Origin of the sequence: Pseudomonas sp. BN411 (assembly GCF_029871235.1) — a bacterium.
Taxonomy (GTDB): Bacteria; Pseudomonadota; Gammaproteobacteria; order Pseudomonadales; family Pseudomonadaceae; genus Metapseudomonas.
Map to the genome: position 1 here is coordinate 102,841 of NZ_SSOM01000083.1, position 12,470 is coordinate 115,310.

The 12,470-nt window shown below is 65.8% G+C and carries 11 protein-coding genes and 1 tRNA gene; 4 read left to right on the forward strand and 8 right to left on the reverse strand.

The window, feature by feature from the left end; genetic code table 11:
- Positions 1-8: 8 nt before the first annotated feature.
- Genes E8F06_RS26100 through E8F06_RS26110 form a run of 3 tightly spaced genes read right to left on the reverse strand, consistent with a single transcriptional unit; the run spans position 9 to position 2,733 of the window.
- On the reverse strand, positions 9-875 hold the full coding sequence (locus E8F06_RS26100) for a rhomboid family intramembrane serine protease (RefSeq protein WP_280372138.1): 867 nt from the start codon (positions 873-875) through the stop codon (positions 9-11).
- The gene (locus tag E8F06_RS26105) at positions 872-1,846 is read right to left on the reverse strand and encodes a metallophosphoesterase (protein WP_280372139.1); all 975 of its coding nucleotides are present in this window, start codon (positions 1,844-1,846) and stop codon (positions 872-874) included. Before E8F06_RS26105 ends, E8F06_RS26100 begins: the two co-directional genes overlap by 4 nt.
- Entirely contained in the window at positions 1,846-2,733 is an 888-nt protein-coding gene (locus tag E8F06_RS26110; protein ID WP_280372140.1) for an NAD(+) kinase, read from the reverse strand. The genes E8F06_RS26105 and E8F06_RS26110 overlap by 1 nt, the downstream gene beginning before the upstream one ends.
- 94 nt (positions 2,734-2,827) lie before the next feature.
- Between E8F06_RS26110 and E8F06_RS26115 the strand changes: the two genes are divergently transcribed.
- Entirely contained in the window at positions 2,828-3,772 is a 945-nt protein-coding gene (locus tag E8F06_RS26115) for a DUF1853 family protein (RefSeq protein WP_280372167.1), read from the forward strand.
- A 91-nt stretch (positions 3,773-3,863) separates the two neighbouring features.
- Here E8F06_RS26115 and E8F06_RS26120 read toward each other — a convergent pair whose 3' ends face one another.
- The 3 genes from E8F06_RS26120 to E8F06_RS26130 all read right to left on the reverse strand — a co-directional run bounded on the left by E8F06_RS26120 (position 3,864) and on the right by E8F06_RS26130 (position 7,381).
- Entirely contained in the window at positions 3,864-4,970 is a 1,107-nt protein-coding gene (locus E8F06_RS26120) for a cyclic nucleotide-binding domain-containing protein (RefSeq protein WP_280372141.1), read from the reverse strand.
- A gap of 4 nt (positions 4,971-4,974) precedes the next feature.
- The gene (locus E8F06_RS26125) at positions 4,975-5,940 is read right to left on the reverse strand and encodes a pyridoxal-phosphate dependent enzyme (protein ID WP_280372168.1); all 966 of its coding nucleotides are present in this window, start codon (positions 5,938-5,940) and stop codon (positions 4,975-4,977) included.
- Positions 5,941-6,010: 70 nt separating this feature from the next.
- Positions 6,011-7,381, reverse strand: a complete 1,371-nt coding sequence (locus E8F06_RS26130) for a chromosome partitioning protein ParA (RefSeq protein ID WP_280372142.1) — start codon at positions 7,379-7,381, stop codon at positions 6,011-6,013.
- A 138-nt stretch (positions 7,382-7,519) separates the two neighbouring features.
- Here E8F06_RS26130 and E8F06_RS26135 point away from each other — a divergent pair, with 138 nt between their 5' ends.
- Positions 7,520-7,711: a hypothetical protein gene (locus tag E8F06_RS26135; protein WP_280372143.1), complete on the forward strand. Its 192-nt coding sequence runs from the start codon at positions 7,520-7,522 to the stop codon at positions 7,709-7,711.
- A gap of 60 nt (positions 7,712-7,771) precedes the next feature.
- Here the strand turns inward: E8F06_RS26135 and E8F06_RS26140 are convergent, their stop codons facing one another.
- The gene (locus E8F06_RS26140; RefSeq protein ID WP_280372144.1) at positions 7,772-9,808 is read right to left on the reverse strand and encodes an NADPH-dependent 2,4-dienoyl-CoA reductase; all 2,037 of its coding nucleotides are present in this window, start codon (positions 9,806-9,808) and stop codon (positions 7,772-7,774) included.
- A gap of 205 nt (positions 9,809-10,013) precedes the next feature.
- Here E8F06_RS26140 and E8F06_RS26145 point away from each other — a divergent pair, with 205 nt between their 5' ends.
- Entirely contained in the window at positions 10,014-10,946 is a 933-nt protein-coding gene (locus E8F06_RS26145) for a hydrolase (RefSeq protein ID WP_280372145.1), read from the forward strand.
- Positions 10,943-11,980: an AraC family transcriptional regulator gene (locus tag E8F06_RS26150; RefSeq protein ID WP_280372146.1), complete on the forward strand. Its 1,038-nt coding sequence runs from the start codon at positions 10,943-10,945 to the stop codon at positions 11,978-11,980. Before E8F06_RS26145 ends, E8F06_RS26150 begins: the two co-directional genes overlap by 4 nt.
- A 252-nt stretch (positions 11,981-12,232) precedes the next feature.
- Here E8F06_RS26150 and E8F06_RS26155 read toward each other — a convergent pair.
- Positions 12,233-12,309: transfer RNA gene (locus E8F06_RS26155), tRNA-Asp, on the reverse strand.
- Positions 12,310-12,470: the final 161 nt, after the last annotated feature.

Here is a 12,470-nt window from a genome sequence, read left to right on the forward strand (position 1 = left end):
CGCGCATTCTACCGACGCAGGCGCGCCAATGCACCGCCGAGCAGCCCGGTGGCGCAGCCGGCAACCAGGCCGCCGACATGGGCACCGTTGGCAATGGCGCCAAAGCCCAGCGCGGTGATCAGGCCGGACAGGCAGATCAGCAGCCAGACCAGCATCATCGCCATCACGCCCGGCGGCAACCGGTAAGCCGGGCACGGCGCCAGGCGCTGGAACACCCAGCAATGGCCGAGCAGGCCGTAGAGCACGCCGGACAAACCGCCAAACAGGGTCGCGCCGCTGCTGAAGTACTGGGCGAAGTCCGATACCAGGCTGAAGCCCAGGGTCAGCACCAGCAGCATGAAGCCGCCCTGGCGCGATTCGATGCGCCGGCCCAGCTCCCAGAACCACATGCCGTTCATCGCCAGATGGAGAATGCCGAAGTGGATCAGCATCGGCGAAACCAGACGCCACCACTGCCCCGCTCCCAGGCCCTCGGCCAGCGGCGAGAAGTAGACGTAATCGCCCTCGATCTGGAAGTCCTGGAAGCTCAGCCAGCGGATGACCGAGAAGTTGTCCCCCAGGTTGGTAAGCGCAGCGACTACCAGGGTGACCAGCAGCACCAGACTGGTGATGCGGCTGTGCATGAGCTGAGCGAAGAATCCTGCCCGTTCAGGTGCCTTCGGCGCCTCCGCTTGCAGCTGGAAATGCGGATCGCCGTCGGGGAAGCTCGCATAGAGTCCGCGCACCTGCTCCGCCAGTTGATCCCCAGGCACCCAGAGCACCTGCTCGCCGGATTCCTCGCTGACGCGGTAAGGCACTTCCAGACGTTGCAACAGGGTTATGAAGCCGGAAAGGTCGACCGTCAGGGGCAACCGCAATACTTCCACCGCACTCATTGGGGCACCTCGGGACGCTCCACTTCCACCCAGACGAACTTGTCCGGGTCCAGCCGGCTTTCCTGGTCGAGCCGATAGGCCACCAGCTTGCCGTACATCACTGCGCTGTAATCCAGGCAGGCCAGGTTGCCGCGGATGGGCGCCGGGCGGCCACGCCGCCAGTAGTGGCCGACGAACAGCATGGGCTCCTGCGGTCCGTAACTGAGCAGGCGCGACTTGTGTGCCTGGGACAGGGGCTGGCTGGCGACCTGATCGGGCAGTGCGTCGGGCTGGAACACCACGTCGCCGTAGGTTTGCGGGTCCTCCGCCCAGAACTTGGTGCGGAACACCGAACGGGTGAAGCCGTCGCTGCCGGTCAGGGTCATGCCGCCGGGCAGCGGCAGGTCGGTACCGCGCAGCAGGCGATCGAACACGCGACCAGCAAAACTGGACGAGTCGGTAGCGGCCTTGACGAAGGCCTCGTTGATCCGCCCGTCCGGATGCATGTCCCGCAGGGCGGCGATCATTGCGCTGTCCCAACAGGCGTGCACCATGCGGAAACGGCCGCCATCGAGGAACAGCGGCAATTCGTAGAACCAGCCGAGGAAATCCCTCCAGTCCGCCGGGTGGCCTTCGAACTGCTCCAGGGTTTCCTTGATCAGCCGGGTATGGCGCGGCGTGTGTTCACGGACGAAATGCCGGCCGCTGCCCGGTGGCGCGGGGGTGCTCCAGCCGAGTGCGTTGTACTCATGGTTACCCATGATGCACAGGGCCTGCCCGGCCTCCACCATGGCATGCACCAGGTGCAGCGCCTCTCGGATACGCGGCCCCCGGTCGATGATGTCGCCGAGGAACAGCGCCATCCGCTGCGGGTGCCGCCAGACGTCGCCCTGCTTGCGATACCCCAGGCGCTCAAGCAGGCGCTCCAGGGTATGGGCGCAACCATGGACGTCGCCGATCAGGTCATAGCCACGGGCGGGATCGAGGCTCATCAGTCGCCTCCACCCAGTCGGCTGCCCCAGCCCAGCTTGGTCCGGCAGACCTCGTAATAGTTGTGATCCAGCGGGTGGATCAGGCGCAGCTTCTGCGGCTTCTTGGCCACCGTGATGGTGTCGCCTGGGGCGCAGGTGAAGTGGTTCTGGCCGTCGCAGGACACCAGGGGGTAGATCTGCAGATTGGGCGATACCACGATCTTCAGCTCACTGGTGCTGTCCACCACGATGGGCCGGCTGGACAGGGTGTGCGGATACATGGGCACGACCACGATGGCATCGAGCTTGGGATGCATGATCGGACCACCGGCGGACAGCGCGTAGGCGGTGGAGCCGGTGGGCGTGGCGATGATCAGGCCGTCGGCCTTCTGGCTGCAAACGAACTGGCCGTCGATGTGCAGTTCGAACTCGATCATCCGCGTCGACTTGCCGGGGTGCAGCACCACGTCGTTCAGTGCGTCGCCCTGGCCGATGGTCTCGCCGTGGCGGCGGACTTCGGCTTCCAGCAGGAAGCGCGTCTCGACGCTGTAGCGGCCGTCCAGCACCTCGGCCACCTTCACTTCCAGTTCGTCGGGACGAATGTCGGTGAGGAAACCCAGGCTGCCGCGGTTGATCCCCAGCACCGGCACGTTGTGCCGCGCCAGGGCGCGGGCGGCGCCAAGCATGCTGCCGTCACCGCCGACGACGATCACCAGGTCGCACACCTCACCGAGGATCTTCCGCGAAGACGTCTGCAGGCCGTGACCCGGCAGCACTTCGGCGATGGTGTCTTCGAGAATGACGTGGAGATGGCGGTCCAGCAGGAATTTTTTCAGCCGGCGAATGGTGTCGAGCACGTGGGAACTACCCAGGCGACCGATGATGCCGATATTGCGGAATTGCTCCATGGGACTCCAGAACGGCATTGGCAAGGTGAGGAATGGCGAAATTATGGGGGATAGCAGCGGACAGCGGCAAACCGCCGTCGGCTATGCTCGCAGCATGCACGCCTTCGAATCGCTGACCGACCTGCCCCGACAACTGCACCATTGCGGTGTACGCGACCTGGCGTGGGCCCTGCTCTCTCCGCCGCTGCTCAGCCAGCCGCCCTGGCGCCAGCGCCATCCCCTCAGCGCCAGCGGCTGGTTCAGCCACCCCGATCGCCTCGCCGACTGGCTGTGCGACCTCGACCGGCAACCCGCCGTCCTCGACCAATGGCTGGCGCAGGCTCCGAGCCGGCGCCTCGGCCTTTACTACGAGCGTCTCTGGCAATTCGCCCTGAACCAGGCCCCCGATGTGGAGCTGCTGGCGGCCAACCTGCCGATTCGCATCGCCGGCCAGACCCTCGGCGAGCTCGACCTGCTGCTGCGTGACGCCGAGGGTGTGCACCACCTGGAGCTGGCGATCAAGCTCTACCTGGGGCCACGCCATGGCGACGGCAGCAACACCTCCGAGTGGCTCGGGCCAGGCAGCCACGACCGTCTCGACCTCAAACTGGAGCACCTCAGCCAGCACCAGCTGCCGCTCTCGTCCAACCCGGAAAGCCGCCAGGTACTGGACCGGCTGGATGCCCAACCGGCCAGCGCCGAACTCTGGCTGGGCGGCTATCTCTTCTACCCCTGGCCGGGGAACTGCACGGCACCACAAGGCGCCAACCCTGGCCACCTGCGCGGGCAATGGCTGCGCCAGAACGAGCTGGACGATTTTCTCGCGCAGACAACAGACGGCAACTGGCAGCCCCTGCCCCGGCAATCCTGGCTGGCGCCCGCCGTCAGCGAAGCCGAGGATCGCTGGAACCTGGAGCGCTTCCAGCACTGGCGCGAACAGTTGGAGGCGGACAGCCCCGCGCGCCTGCTGGTGCGACTGGTACCTGATGGGGATGGACGCTGGAAGGAAGCGGAGCGCGCCTTCGTGGTCAGCGATCGCTGGCCGCTGGCACCGCTGTAGGGTGCGCGACGTGTTCAGCCGGTGGCTCATGACCACGCCCTGAGGACGTGGTTTCACACGTTCAAATGAACTTGGCTGCGCGACGCGGGGATCAGCGGCTGCGTTCGATCCGGCCGCCGGAACGGGCCAGGTAGCCAGAGCCGGTCTCGCTGATCAGCGCATCCCGCTGCAAGGCCGGCAAGGCGTCCAGACCGTCCCGCAGCGCGTAGGCGCGAAAGCCCAGTTGGGAAAGCATGAACACCGCACTGGCGCTGCGCTTGCCGCTGTCGCAATAGCAGAGATAGGTCCCGCCGCCGTTCAGCAGCCGCGCCTTCAGGCGCAGCAGATGCAGGGGCATGTTCAGAGCCTGGGGCGCATGGGCGCGCTCGTATTCCTCTTGCAGGCGCACGTCCAGCCATTGGCCGCCGCTACCCAGCATGCGCACCGCTTCGCCGAAGCTGACCTCGTCCACTACCGGAGCCTTGAGCAGTTCGAGGAAGTCCTCCCGGTCCAGCCTCTGCAGCACGCTGTCTTCCAGCAGGGTGACGCTGGCGTTGCGCGGGCAGTCTCCCAGCAGCGCTTCCTCGCCGAAACAGGCGCCCACTTCGAGCTCGGCCAGCAACTGCTGCTCGCTGCCGGCACCACGAATGACTTCGGCGCGGCCGGACTGCAGGAAGTAGCAACAGTCCCCGGTCTCCCCTTCCCCCATTACCTGACTGCCCGCCGGCAGCTCCACCCGCCGCAGGCGCTCCAGCATGCTGCGCACGTTGGCTGGCGGCACCCTGGCCAGTAATGGGCTGGCGAGCAGGGTTTCCAGCCACTCGCTGTCGCCAGCCTGGCTGAGTTCCAGCATCAGGTCCTGGTGGGTCGAGCCCCAGGTGAGCTGGCGCGCCAGCATGGCGCTGTCGATGGCGAGCAGAGAGCAGTCGCGAAGCGCCATGGCTTCGTGCAGGCGCGGCAGGGTCGGGGAAATGGGATGGCAGCTGGCTTCGCTGCCCGCTTCCAGCCGCGTCTCGACGCCATCGGCGTCCCGCAGAAGCAGTTCGCCGGACAGCAAGTACCAGGTCACGCGCGCATGGTCCTCACGCCGGAACAGCAGTTGCCCTGCCAGCAAGGGCTGGGGCACCAGCTGCGAGCGCAACTCGCGCCACTGCTGGTCCGACAGGGCATTGAGGGGAATGAGGCTGCGCAGTTGCTGGGGAATCAGGGGTTCGCTCATGGAGTCATCCTTGTGCTTCCACTGCCCGGTCAGTGTAGCCGGCCAGTCGCAACAATTCGTCGTGCAGAGCCCTACGCCCTTGCAGGCCGCCGGTGTGGAGCAGCACCAGGCGGCTGCCCGAGGGGATTCGGCCGGCGCGTGCTTCGTCGTGGATGGCCAGCAGGGCCTTGGCGGTATAGAGGGGCTCCAGGTCGATTCCGCCGTCGCGCTCGCAGTCCAGCAGGAAGCGCGCAAGTTCGGCATCCAGTCGGGCGAAGCCGCCGCGGCTGGCGTCGATCAATCGGTAGCCCGCATCGGCGCAGCCGGCCTCGGCGAGGATGCCACTCACCTGTTCGGCAACACCGTGATCCGCCGGCACCGCCAGGGCGCCGATCACCGGATGGGCGCCCTCCTCGCCCAGCACCAACCCGGCCAGGGTGGTGCCGGTACCGGCAGCGGTCCACAGGCTGTGGTAGTCCTCCCAACCCAGGGCGGGAAGTTGCTCGCGGATCATCGCCACCAGAGCGGCGCAGCCCTGGGCACCCGGCAGGCCGCCACCCCCTTCAGGCACCGGCTGGTAGCGCGGGTAGCGCTCCAGCCAGGGCTCCCAGAAACCCGGCTGGCGGCGCGCCCGATAACCGCCGTAGCCCAACCAGTGCAACTCCATGCCGAAACGGCGGAGATCCTGCACGGTCGGTGTGTCCTGGGGTTCGCCACGCAGCAATCCGACGGTGGGAAAACCGAAACGCGCACCAGCGGCGGCCAGCGCGTGCAAATGGTTGGAGTGGGCGCCGCCCAGGCTGATCACGCCCTCGGCGCCATCATCTCCGGCCCTGGCCAACCAGGGCGCCAGCTTGAACCACTTGTTGCCAGAAACCAGCGGGTCCAGTGCATCCAGGCGCAGCACGGCCAGCTCCAGCCCGGCGGCGTCCAGCCAGGGCAGGCGCAAGGGCTCGAGTGCGGCTCGGGGATTCCAGTCAGGCAGGATCAGGGGCAAGGTCGGGTCCGTTGGCGTCCAGGGAGGGGGCGCAAGGATAAATCAGGCGCAGGTGCGATTCCGCTCAACCGGCGGTGCGCAAGCGCCCTCCCGAGCGATGCCGGGGGCAGCAGTTGGATTCGCCGGCGACGAAGCGACTGGGAGCTTCGATGCGGTCGATCGGCATACTGCAACGCTCGCCGCTGGGCAGGCTCGCCTCACAGGTCGGCTGCTGGTAGTGGGCCAACCATTGGCGGTACTGGTTCTCGGAGACGAAGCACTTGGCGGCGGCGTAGGCCTGGGGGTTGTCCTGGTATCGAGCGATGTCGGTCAGCGGAATGGTCAAATGGCCGGCACCGGGGTGGTAGACCACGAACACAACGCCCAACTGGGCCAGACGCTCCAGCATCTGCTGCCCGGACTGGGACTCCAGTGCCTCGCAATCCTGGCGCAGACGATTGAGCTCGACCTGGAGCTGGGCGTCCAACTGGTCGCGATAGGCCAGCTCGACATCGCGGATGGCCAGCTGCTCGCGATACTCGGATACGGCAGCGGCGACCCGCGTTTGCAGCTCGCTTTCGAACTGGGCGCGAAGGATGTCGGCCTCGGTGCGCCCGTGGCGCTCCAGGGCGCGCAATTGCAGGTTCATTTCCTCACGGCTGGCCTGATGGCGCTCCGACTCGCTGTCGAGCTCAGCACGCAGGCGGGCATTGGCCTCTTCCTGCTCACGCAAGGCATGCTGCAGCGCGCGGATCTGCTCCTGCAGCGCCGAATGGCTCTGGTCGGCGTCGTGGCGCACGCGCGCGATGGCTTCTTCGTTCTGCTGGCTGAGGGAGCTGAGGCGAAGACGCTGCTGGCGGACCAGCTGGGCGGTCTTCAGGCGGTGCTCCTTTTCCATTTTTTCCGCCAGTTGCTCGGCCATCTCCTTGGTGATTTCCGGCGGGGCGTACCAGCTGTCTTCCGGTGCCACCTGGAGCTTCTCGGCATCCAGCACCTTGGGCAGCTCTTCCTCCACCAGAACACCGAGGTTATTGAGCTTGATGGCGTCGCGCAGCAGCGCCAGGTCGTTGCGGTCGGCATTCAGGCTCGGGTCCCACAGGTGCATCTGCTGCCAGGACACCGGGCACTGGCTGCGGCAGGCCAGGCGAATGGGACCGGCGCCAAGATCAGGACCACGGCCAGCGCGCTCGGCCAATTGCCGCAGCGGCAGGTTCCAGCCGGTATCGGCACGACCTTCTTCGTCGAAGTCGAGGTAGAAGAAGACCACCGCCCGAACCTGCAGGCGCGGGCTGATCATCAGGTAGGCCAGTTGCATCTGGCAGTCGGCGAACTCCGGCAGGCCGACCACCCCGTCGAGGATGGCTTCGAATTCCGAGTAGAGCATCTGCTTGCAGATGCCGCGGTCGTTGAAGAACACGACGGCTTCCACCGTTTGCGGTTTCTTCAGCATGCTCATCGCTCTACCTCTGGCTCTGCGCGGTGAATCACGGCGGACATTGATGGGGGCTTGGTGGCACGGTTCTTTCGTCCGCACACACTGATCCGGACTTTAGAAAAGTCTAGGGGATATTAGTCGTCGAGCAATGTGACTGGGTTGGCAGAGCCCTACCGCCGCAACCTGTCGGACCAGCGGCAAGGCAAAAGTGTGACGTGGTTGGAACTGGAAATGAAACCGCCCGGCGAAAAGCCGGGCGGCTGGTGGAAAAAAGCCTGGACAGGATTTCGCGAGCTAGCGGGCTGCCAGGCGAAAACCGCCGAGGAAGTGCAGTTTACGAATGCTAAATGAGCATTCCGAGGCGGTTATCAACAAAGCAGAACCGACGCGCAGCAAATCCTGTTCTGGCTTTCAGAGCTCTGCGGCGAGGCGCGAACCTTGGTTGATGGCGCGCTTGGCGTCCAGTTCGGCGGCCACATCGGCGCCACCGATCAGGTGCACGCTCTGGCCGGCTGCTACCAGGCCTTCGTGCAGCTCGCGCAGCGGGTCCTGGCCGGCGCAGACGATCACGGTGTCCACCGGCAGCACCTGGGCTTCACCCTCGGCCACGCGGATGTGCAGGCCGGCGTCGTCCACCTTGAGGTACTCCACCGCATTGAGCATCTGCACCTGCTTGTTCTTCAGGCCGGTGCGATGGATCCAGCCGGTGGTCTTGCCGAGGCCGTCGCCCACCTTGCTCTTCTTGCGCTGCAGCAGGAACACCTGACGTGCCGGCGCATGGGGCTGGGCCTTGATCCCGGCGATACCGCCACGGGCTTCCAGGTCGCCGTCGATGCCCCATTCCTTCCAGAAGGCTTCGCGGCTCAGGCTGGTGGATTCACCCTTGTGGGTGATGAATTCCGACACGTCGAAGCCGATACCGCCGGCACCGATCACCGCCACCTTCTGCCCGACCGGCTTGCGCTCGAGGATGGCGTCCAGGTAGCTGATCACCTTGGCGTTCTCGATGCCCGGAATGGCCGGGGTGCGCGGCACAATGCCGGTGGCCAGGATGATTTCGTCGAAGCCGCCCTGAGCCAGGTCCTCGACCGAAACACGGGTGTTCAGGCGCAGGTCGACGCCGGTGGTCTCCAGCTTGCGCTTGAAGTAGCGCAGGGTCTCAAAGAACTCCTCCTTGCCCGGTACGCGCTTGGCCACGTTGAACTGGCCACCGATCTCGCCGGCAGCGTCGAACAGGGTCACGCTGTGGCCACGCTCGGCAGCGACGGTGGCGGCGGAAAGGCCGGCCGGGCCAGCGCCGACCACGGCGATCTTCTTCGCCTGGGTGACCGGAATGTAGTTCAGCTCGGTTTCATGGCAGGCGCGCGGGTTGACCAGGCAGCTGGTCAGCTTGCCGCCGAAGGTGTGGTCCAGGCAGGCCTGGTTGCAACCGATGCAGGTGTTGATCTCGTCGGCGCGGCCTTCAGCAGCCTTGTTGACGAAGTCCGGGTCGGCGAGGAACGGACGGGCCATGGACACCATGTCGGCGTCGCCTTCAGCCAGGACCTGCTCGGCCACTTCCGGGGTATTGATGCGGTTGGTGGTGATCAGCGGAATCTTCACCGCGCCCTTGAGCTTGGCGGTGACCTTGGTGAAGGCCGCACGCGGAACCTTGGTGGCGATGGTCGGGATGCGCGCTTCGTGCCAGCCGATGCCGGTGTTGATGATGGTCGCGCCCGCGGCTTCGATGGCCTTGGCCAGGGTGACGATCTCGTCCCAGGTGCTGCCGCCTTCCACCAGGTCGAGCATGGACAGGCGGAAGATGATGATGAAGTTCGGGCCAACGGCCTCACGCACGCGGCGGACGATCTCTACCGCCAGGCGCATGCGGTTCTCGTAGCTGCCACCCCAGCGGTCGGTACGCTGGTTGGTGTGAGCGGCGAGGAACTGATTGATGAAGTAACCCTCGGAACCCATGATCTCGACGCCGTCGTACTCGGCCTTCTGCGCCAGCACGGAGCAGGTGACGAAATCCTGGATCTGTTTCTCGATGCCCGCTTCATCCAGCTCGTTCGGCTTGAAGGGGTTGATCGGCGCCTGGATGGCCGACGGCGCGACCTGCTTGGGGTTATAGGCGTAACGGCCAGCGTGGAGGATCTGCATGCAGATCTTGCCGCCCGCCTCGTGCACCGCGCGGGTGACGATCTTGTGCTTCTCGGCCTCTTCCTCGGTGGTCAGCTTGGCCGCGCCGGCATAGACACCGCCTTCGGCATTCGGACCGATGCCACCGGTCACCATCAGGCCGACGCCACCACGGGCGCGCTCGGCGAAGTAGGCAGCCATGCGCTCGAAGCCATGGGGCTTTTCTTCCAGGCCGGTGTGCATGGAGCCCATCAGGGTACGGTTGCGCAGGGTGGTGAAGCCCAGGTCCAGGGGTGCGAGCAAATGCGGGTAACGGGTGGCGGTCATGGTTCCTCCACAACAGGCGGTGCTATTCACGAAAGTGCCCCTGGCCTCGGAGGGCCGGAGTCGGTTGTGGGGCAGACGATAAAGAGCCGTCACTGCCCGCTCAATGATCGGAACTGACAAGTTACTGATCGAAAATGACAGCGACCCTTGGCAACCGGCAGCGCGTCCCCTACCCTGATCGGCATTCCCCAACCCCGGACATTCCATGCGCAAACTGCTGACGCCCCTGATCGCCGCCATCCTGGTGAGCTGCCTGACCGCCTATGCGGTATGGACCGGCGAACGCCCGCGCGTCCACTACCTGTCCGATCTGCGCGCCAGCCTGGCCAGCGACGTCGGAGCGGCCAGCGCGAGCGGCAACCTGCTGGCGATCCGCCCGGAGCTCTACCCCAGCGACTACCGCGATCCCGACCTGCTGCGCATGAAGCTCGTGGCGGCCCTCGACCAGGCCCGCGCCCAGGGCCTGCTCAATGAAAGGACCGTGGTTGCCCTGCCCGACCACATCGGCACCTGGCTGCTGCTGCGGGACGAGAAACACAACCTCTACCAGGCCCGCACCTTCACCGAGGGCAGCCGCCTGCTCACCCTCAGCCACCCGACCCTGCTGGGCCGCCTGTACCTCCAGGGCCAGGACCTGGAGGAAGCCCTGCTGCGCGCCAAGGCCCGGCGCATGGCACGGGATTACCAGAAGCTGTTCAGCCGCCTGGCTGGCGAATACCGGGTCACCGTCCTCGCCGGCTCCATCCTCCTGCCCTCGCCCTATCTCAAGGAAGGCAAGTTGCGCAGCGGCCATGGCGACCTCTACAACCTGGCCCTGGCCTTCTCCCCGGACGGCAACCTGCTCGGCGACCCCTTCAGCCAGCCCTGGCTAGAGAGCACCCGCAACGAATCGCGCCAGGAACTGCAGACCGTCAGCGGCCAGGTGACCATTACGCGCAGCTGGGCTTCGGGCTACCCGCAGAGCGAGGTCACCCTGACCGACGGCCAGACCAGCGCCAGCGAAGCACTCTTCCTCCGCGGCCGACTCTGGCCCCTGCACGATGCACCGGCCGGCAGTGTGCTGACCCCCATCGGCGCCCCGCAGGCCAGCAAGGCGCCGGGTAGCCATCTGCTGAATGCCTGGCTGGGTGCCCGGTGAAAACGCAACGGGTGAAGCTGGGCGACCTCTCCGTGAGCTCCGTACTCAGCATGGCAGCGGCGCTTGAACAGGCCGGTCACTGCGCGACGGACCTGCTGGAGCGCTTCGGTCTGGATGCCGCGCGCTTCGCCGAGCCCCATGGGCGTTTGTCGATCCCACGCTTCATGCGCCTCGGCCATGCCGCCATCCAGCTTTGTGGCGACCCCGCACTCGGCCTGGCCATGGGCCGCCTCAGCCGCCTCAGCCAGCTCGGGCTCGCGGGCGTCTGCGCCGAACAGGCCCCCAACCTGCGGGAAGCAGCCCGCGCCCTGGCCCGTTACGAACTGCTCTACGCCAGTAACTATCGCGGGCAGTCGAGCTTCCACGAGGATGCCAAGGGCGCGTGGCTTCGCTTCTATTCCATCAGCCCCTACAACGCCTACAACCGCTTCGTCGTGGATTCGGTATTGGCGGGCTGGCAAAGCCACCTGAGCCAACTGGCAGGAGCGGGCATCCGCATCGAGAAGGTGGAGATCGAATTCCCGGCACCTGACTACGCCGAGCGCTACACCGAACATTTCGGCTGCCCGGTGGAGTTCGAGGCCAGCGCCAACCAGCTGCGACTGTCCCAGGACACCCTGGCGCTGCGCGGCAGCGAACACTGCCCGAGCACCTGGCGGCAATTGCTGGATATCTGCGAGAGGGAGCTGCTGCAGCTGACCCGCACCCGCAGCCTGCGCGAGCGCATCACTCAGTTGCTGGGGCCGCTGCTGCACGGGCGGGAACCGGATCTGGAAGAAGTGGCGGCGCGCCTGCAGATGCCCAGTTGGACCTTGCGCCGCAAACTGGCCGAGGAAGGCACCCAGTACCGCGCCATCCTCAATGAAACCCGCCGCGACCTGGCCATGGCCTACATCCGCGACACCGAACTGGCCTTCGGCGAAATCGCCTACCTGCTCGGCTTCGCCTCGGCGGAAGCCTTCCAGCGCGCATTCAAGCGCTGGAGCGGCAGCACTCCAGGTGAGTTCCGCCGCGCCCAGCGCCAGGCGGGCTGATCACATTTCGGTGGCGTCGTCCGCCGGTTCTACCGGGTCCTGCTCGCCAGCGTGAAAATCGAGAATCTCTTCCTGGTAGTCGTCCATCACGTGCTCCTCCTGGTTTCGACAGAGGTCATGGAAACAAAACCCGTGCCAGGAATGTAACGATCCCAGGTGACCGGAAAATTACCCCTGCGGAGCAGAATCGAAGAATGCGGAAGCGAGAAAAGAAAAAGCCCCCAGGTATTGCTACCTGAGGGCTTCTCTATATGGCGCAGCGGACGGGACTCGAACCCGCGACCCCCGGCGTGACAGGCCGGTATTCTAACCGACTGAACTACCGCTGCGTGTCGGTTGGACTTGCGTCCGGTGAAACCTTTGCATCGTCTGGTGACCTGGCCCTGTGGACCTTGCCACCTCATGCCCGAGCATCTCGAACATGGGAAATATGGCGCAGCGGACGGGACTCGAACCCGCGACCCCCGGCGTGACAGGCCGGTATTCTAAC

Coding starts and splice junctions, on each gene's coding strand:
- E8F06_RS26110 (WP_280372140.1), bottom strand. CDS start 2,733: ATGGAGCAATTCCGCAATATCGGCATCATCGGTCGCCTGGGTAGTTCC.
- E8F06_RS26120 (WP_280372141.1), bottom strand. CDS start 4,970: ATGAGCGAACCCCTGATTCCCCAGCAACTGCGCAGCCTCATTCCCCTC.
- E8F06_RS26140 (WP_280372144.1), bottom strand. CDS start 9,808: ATGACCGCCACCCGTTACCCGCATTTGCTCGCACCCCTGGACCTGGGC.
- E8F06_RS26100 (WP_280372138.1), bottom strand. CDS start 875: ATGAGTGCGGTGGAAGTATTGCGGTTGCCCCTGACGGTCGACCTTTCC.
- E8F06_RS26115 (WP_280372167.1), top strand. CDS start 2,828: ATGCACGCCTTCGAATCGCTGACCGACCTGCCCCGACAACTGCACCAT.
- E8F06_RS26130 (WP_280372142.1), bottom strand. CDS start 7,381: ATGAGCATGCTGAAGAAACCGCAAACGGTGGAAGCCGTCGTGTTCTTC.
- E8F06_RS26145 (WP_280372145.1), top strand. CDS start 10,014: ATGCGCAAACTGCTGACGCCCCTGATCGCCGCCATCCTGGTGAGCTGC.
- E8F06_RS26105 (WP_280372139.1), bottom strand. CDS start 1,846: ATGAGCCTCGATCCCGCCCGTGGCTATGACCTGATCGGCGACGTCCAT.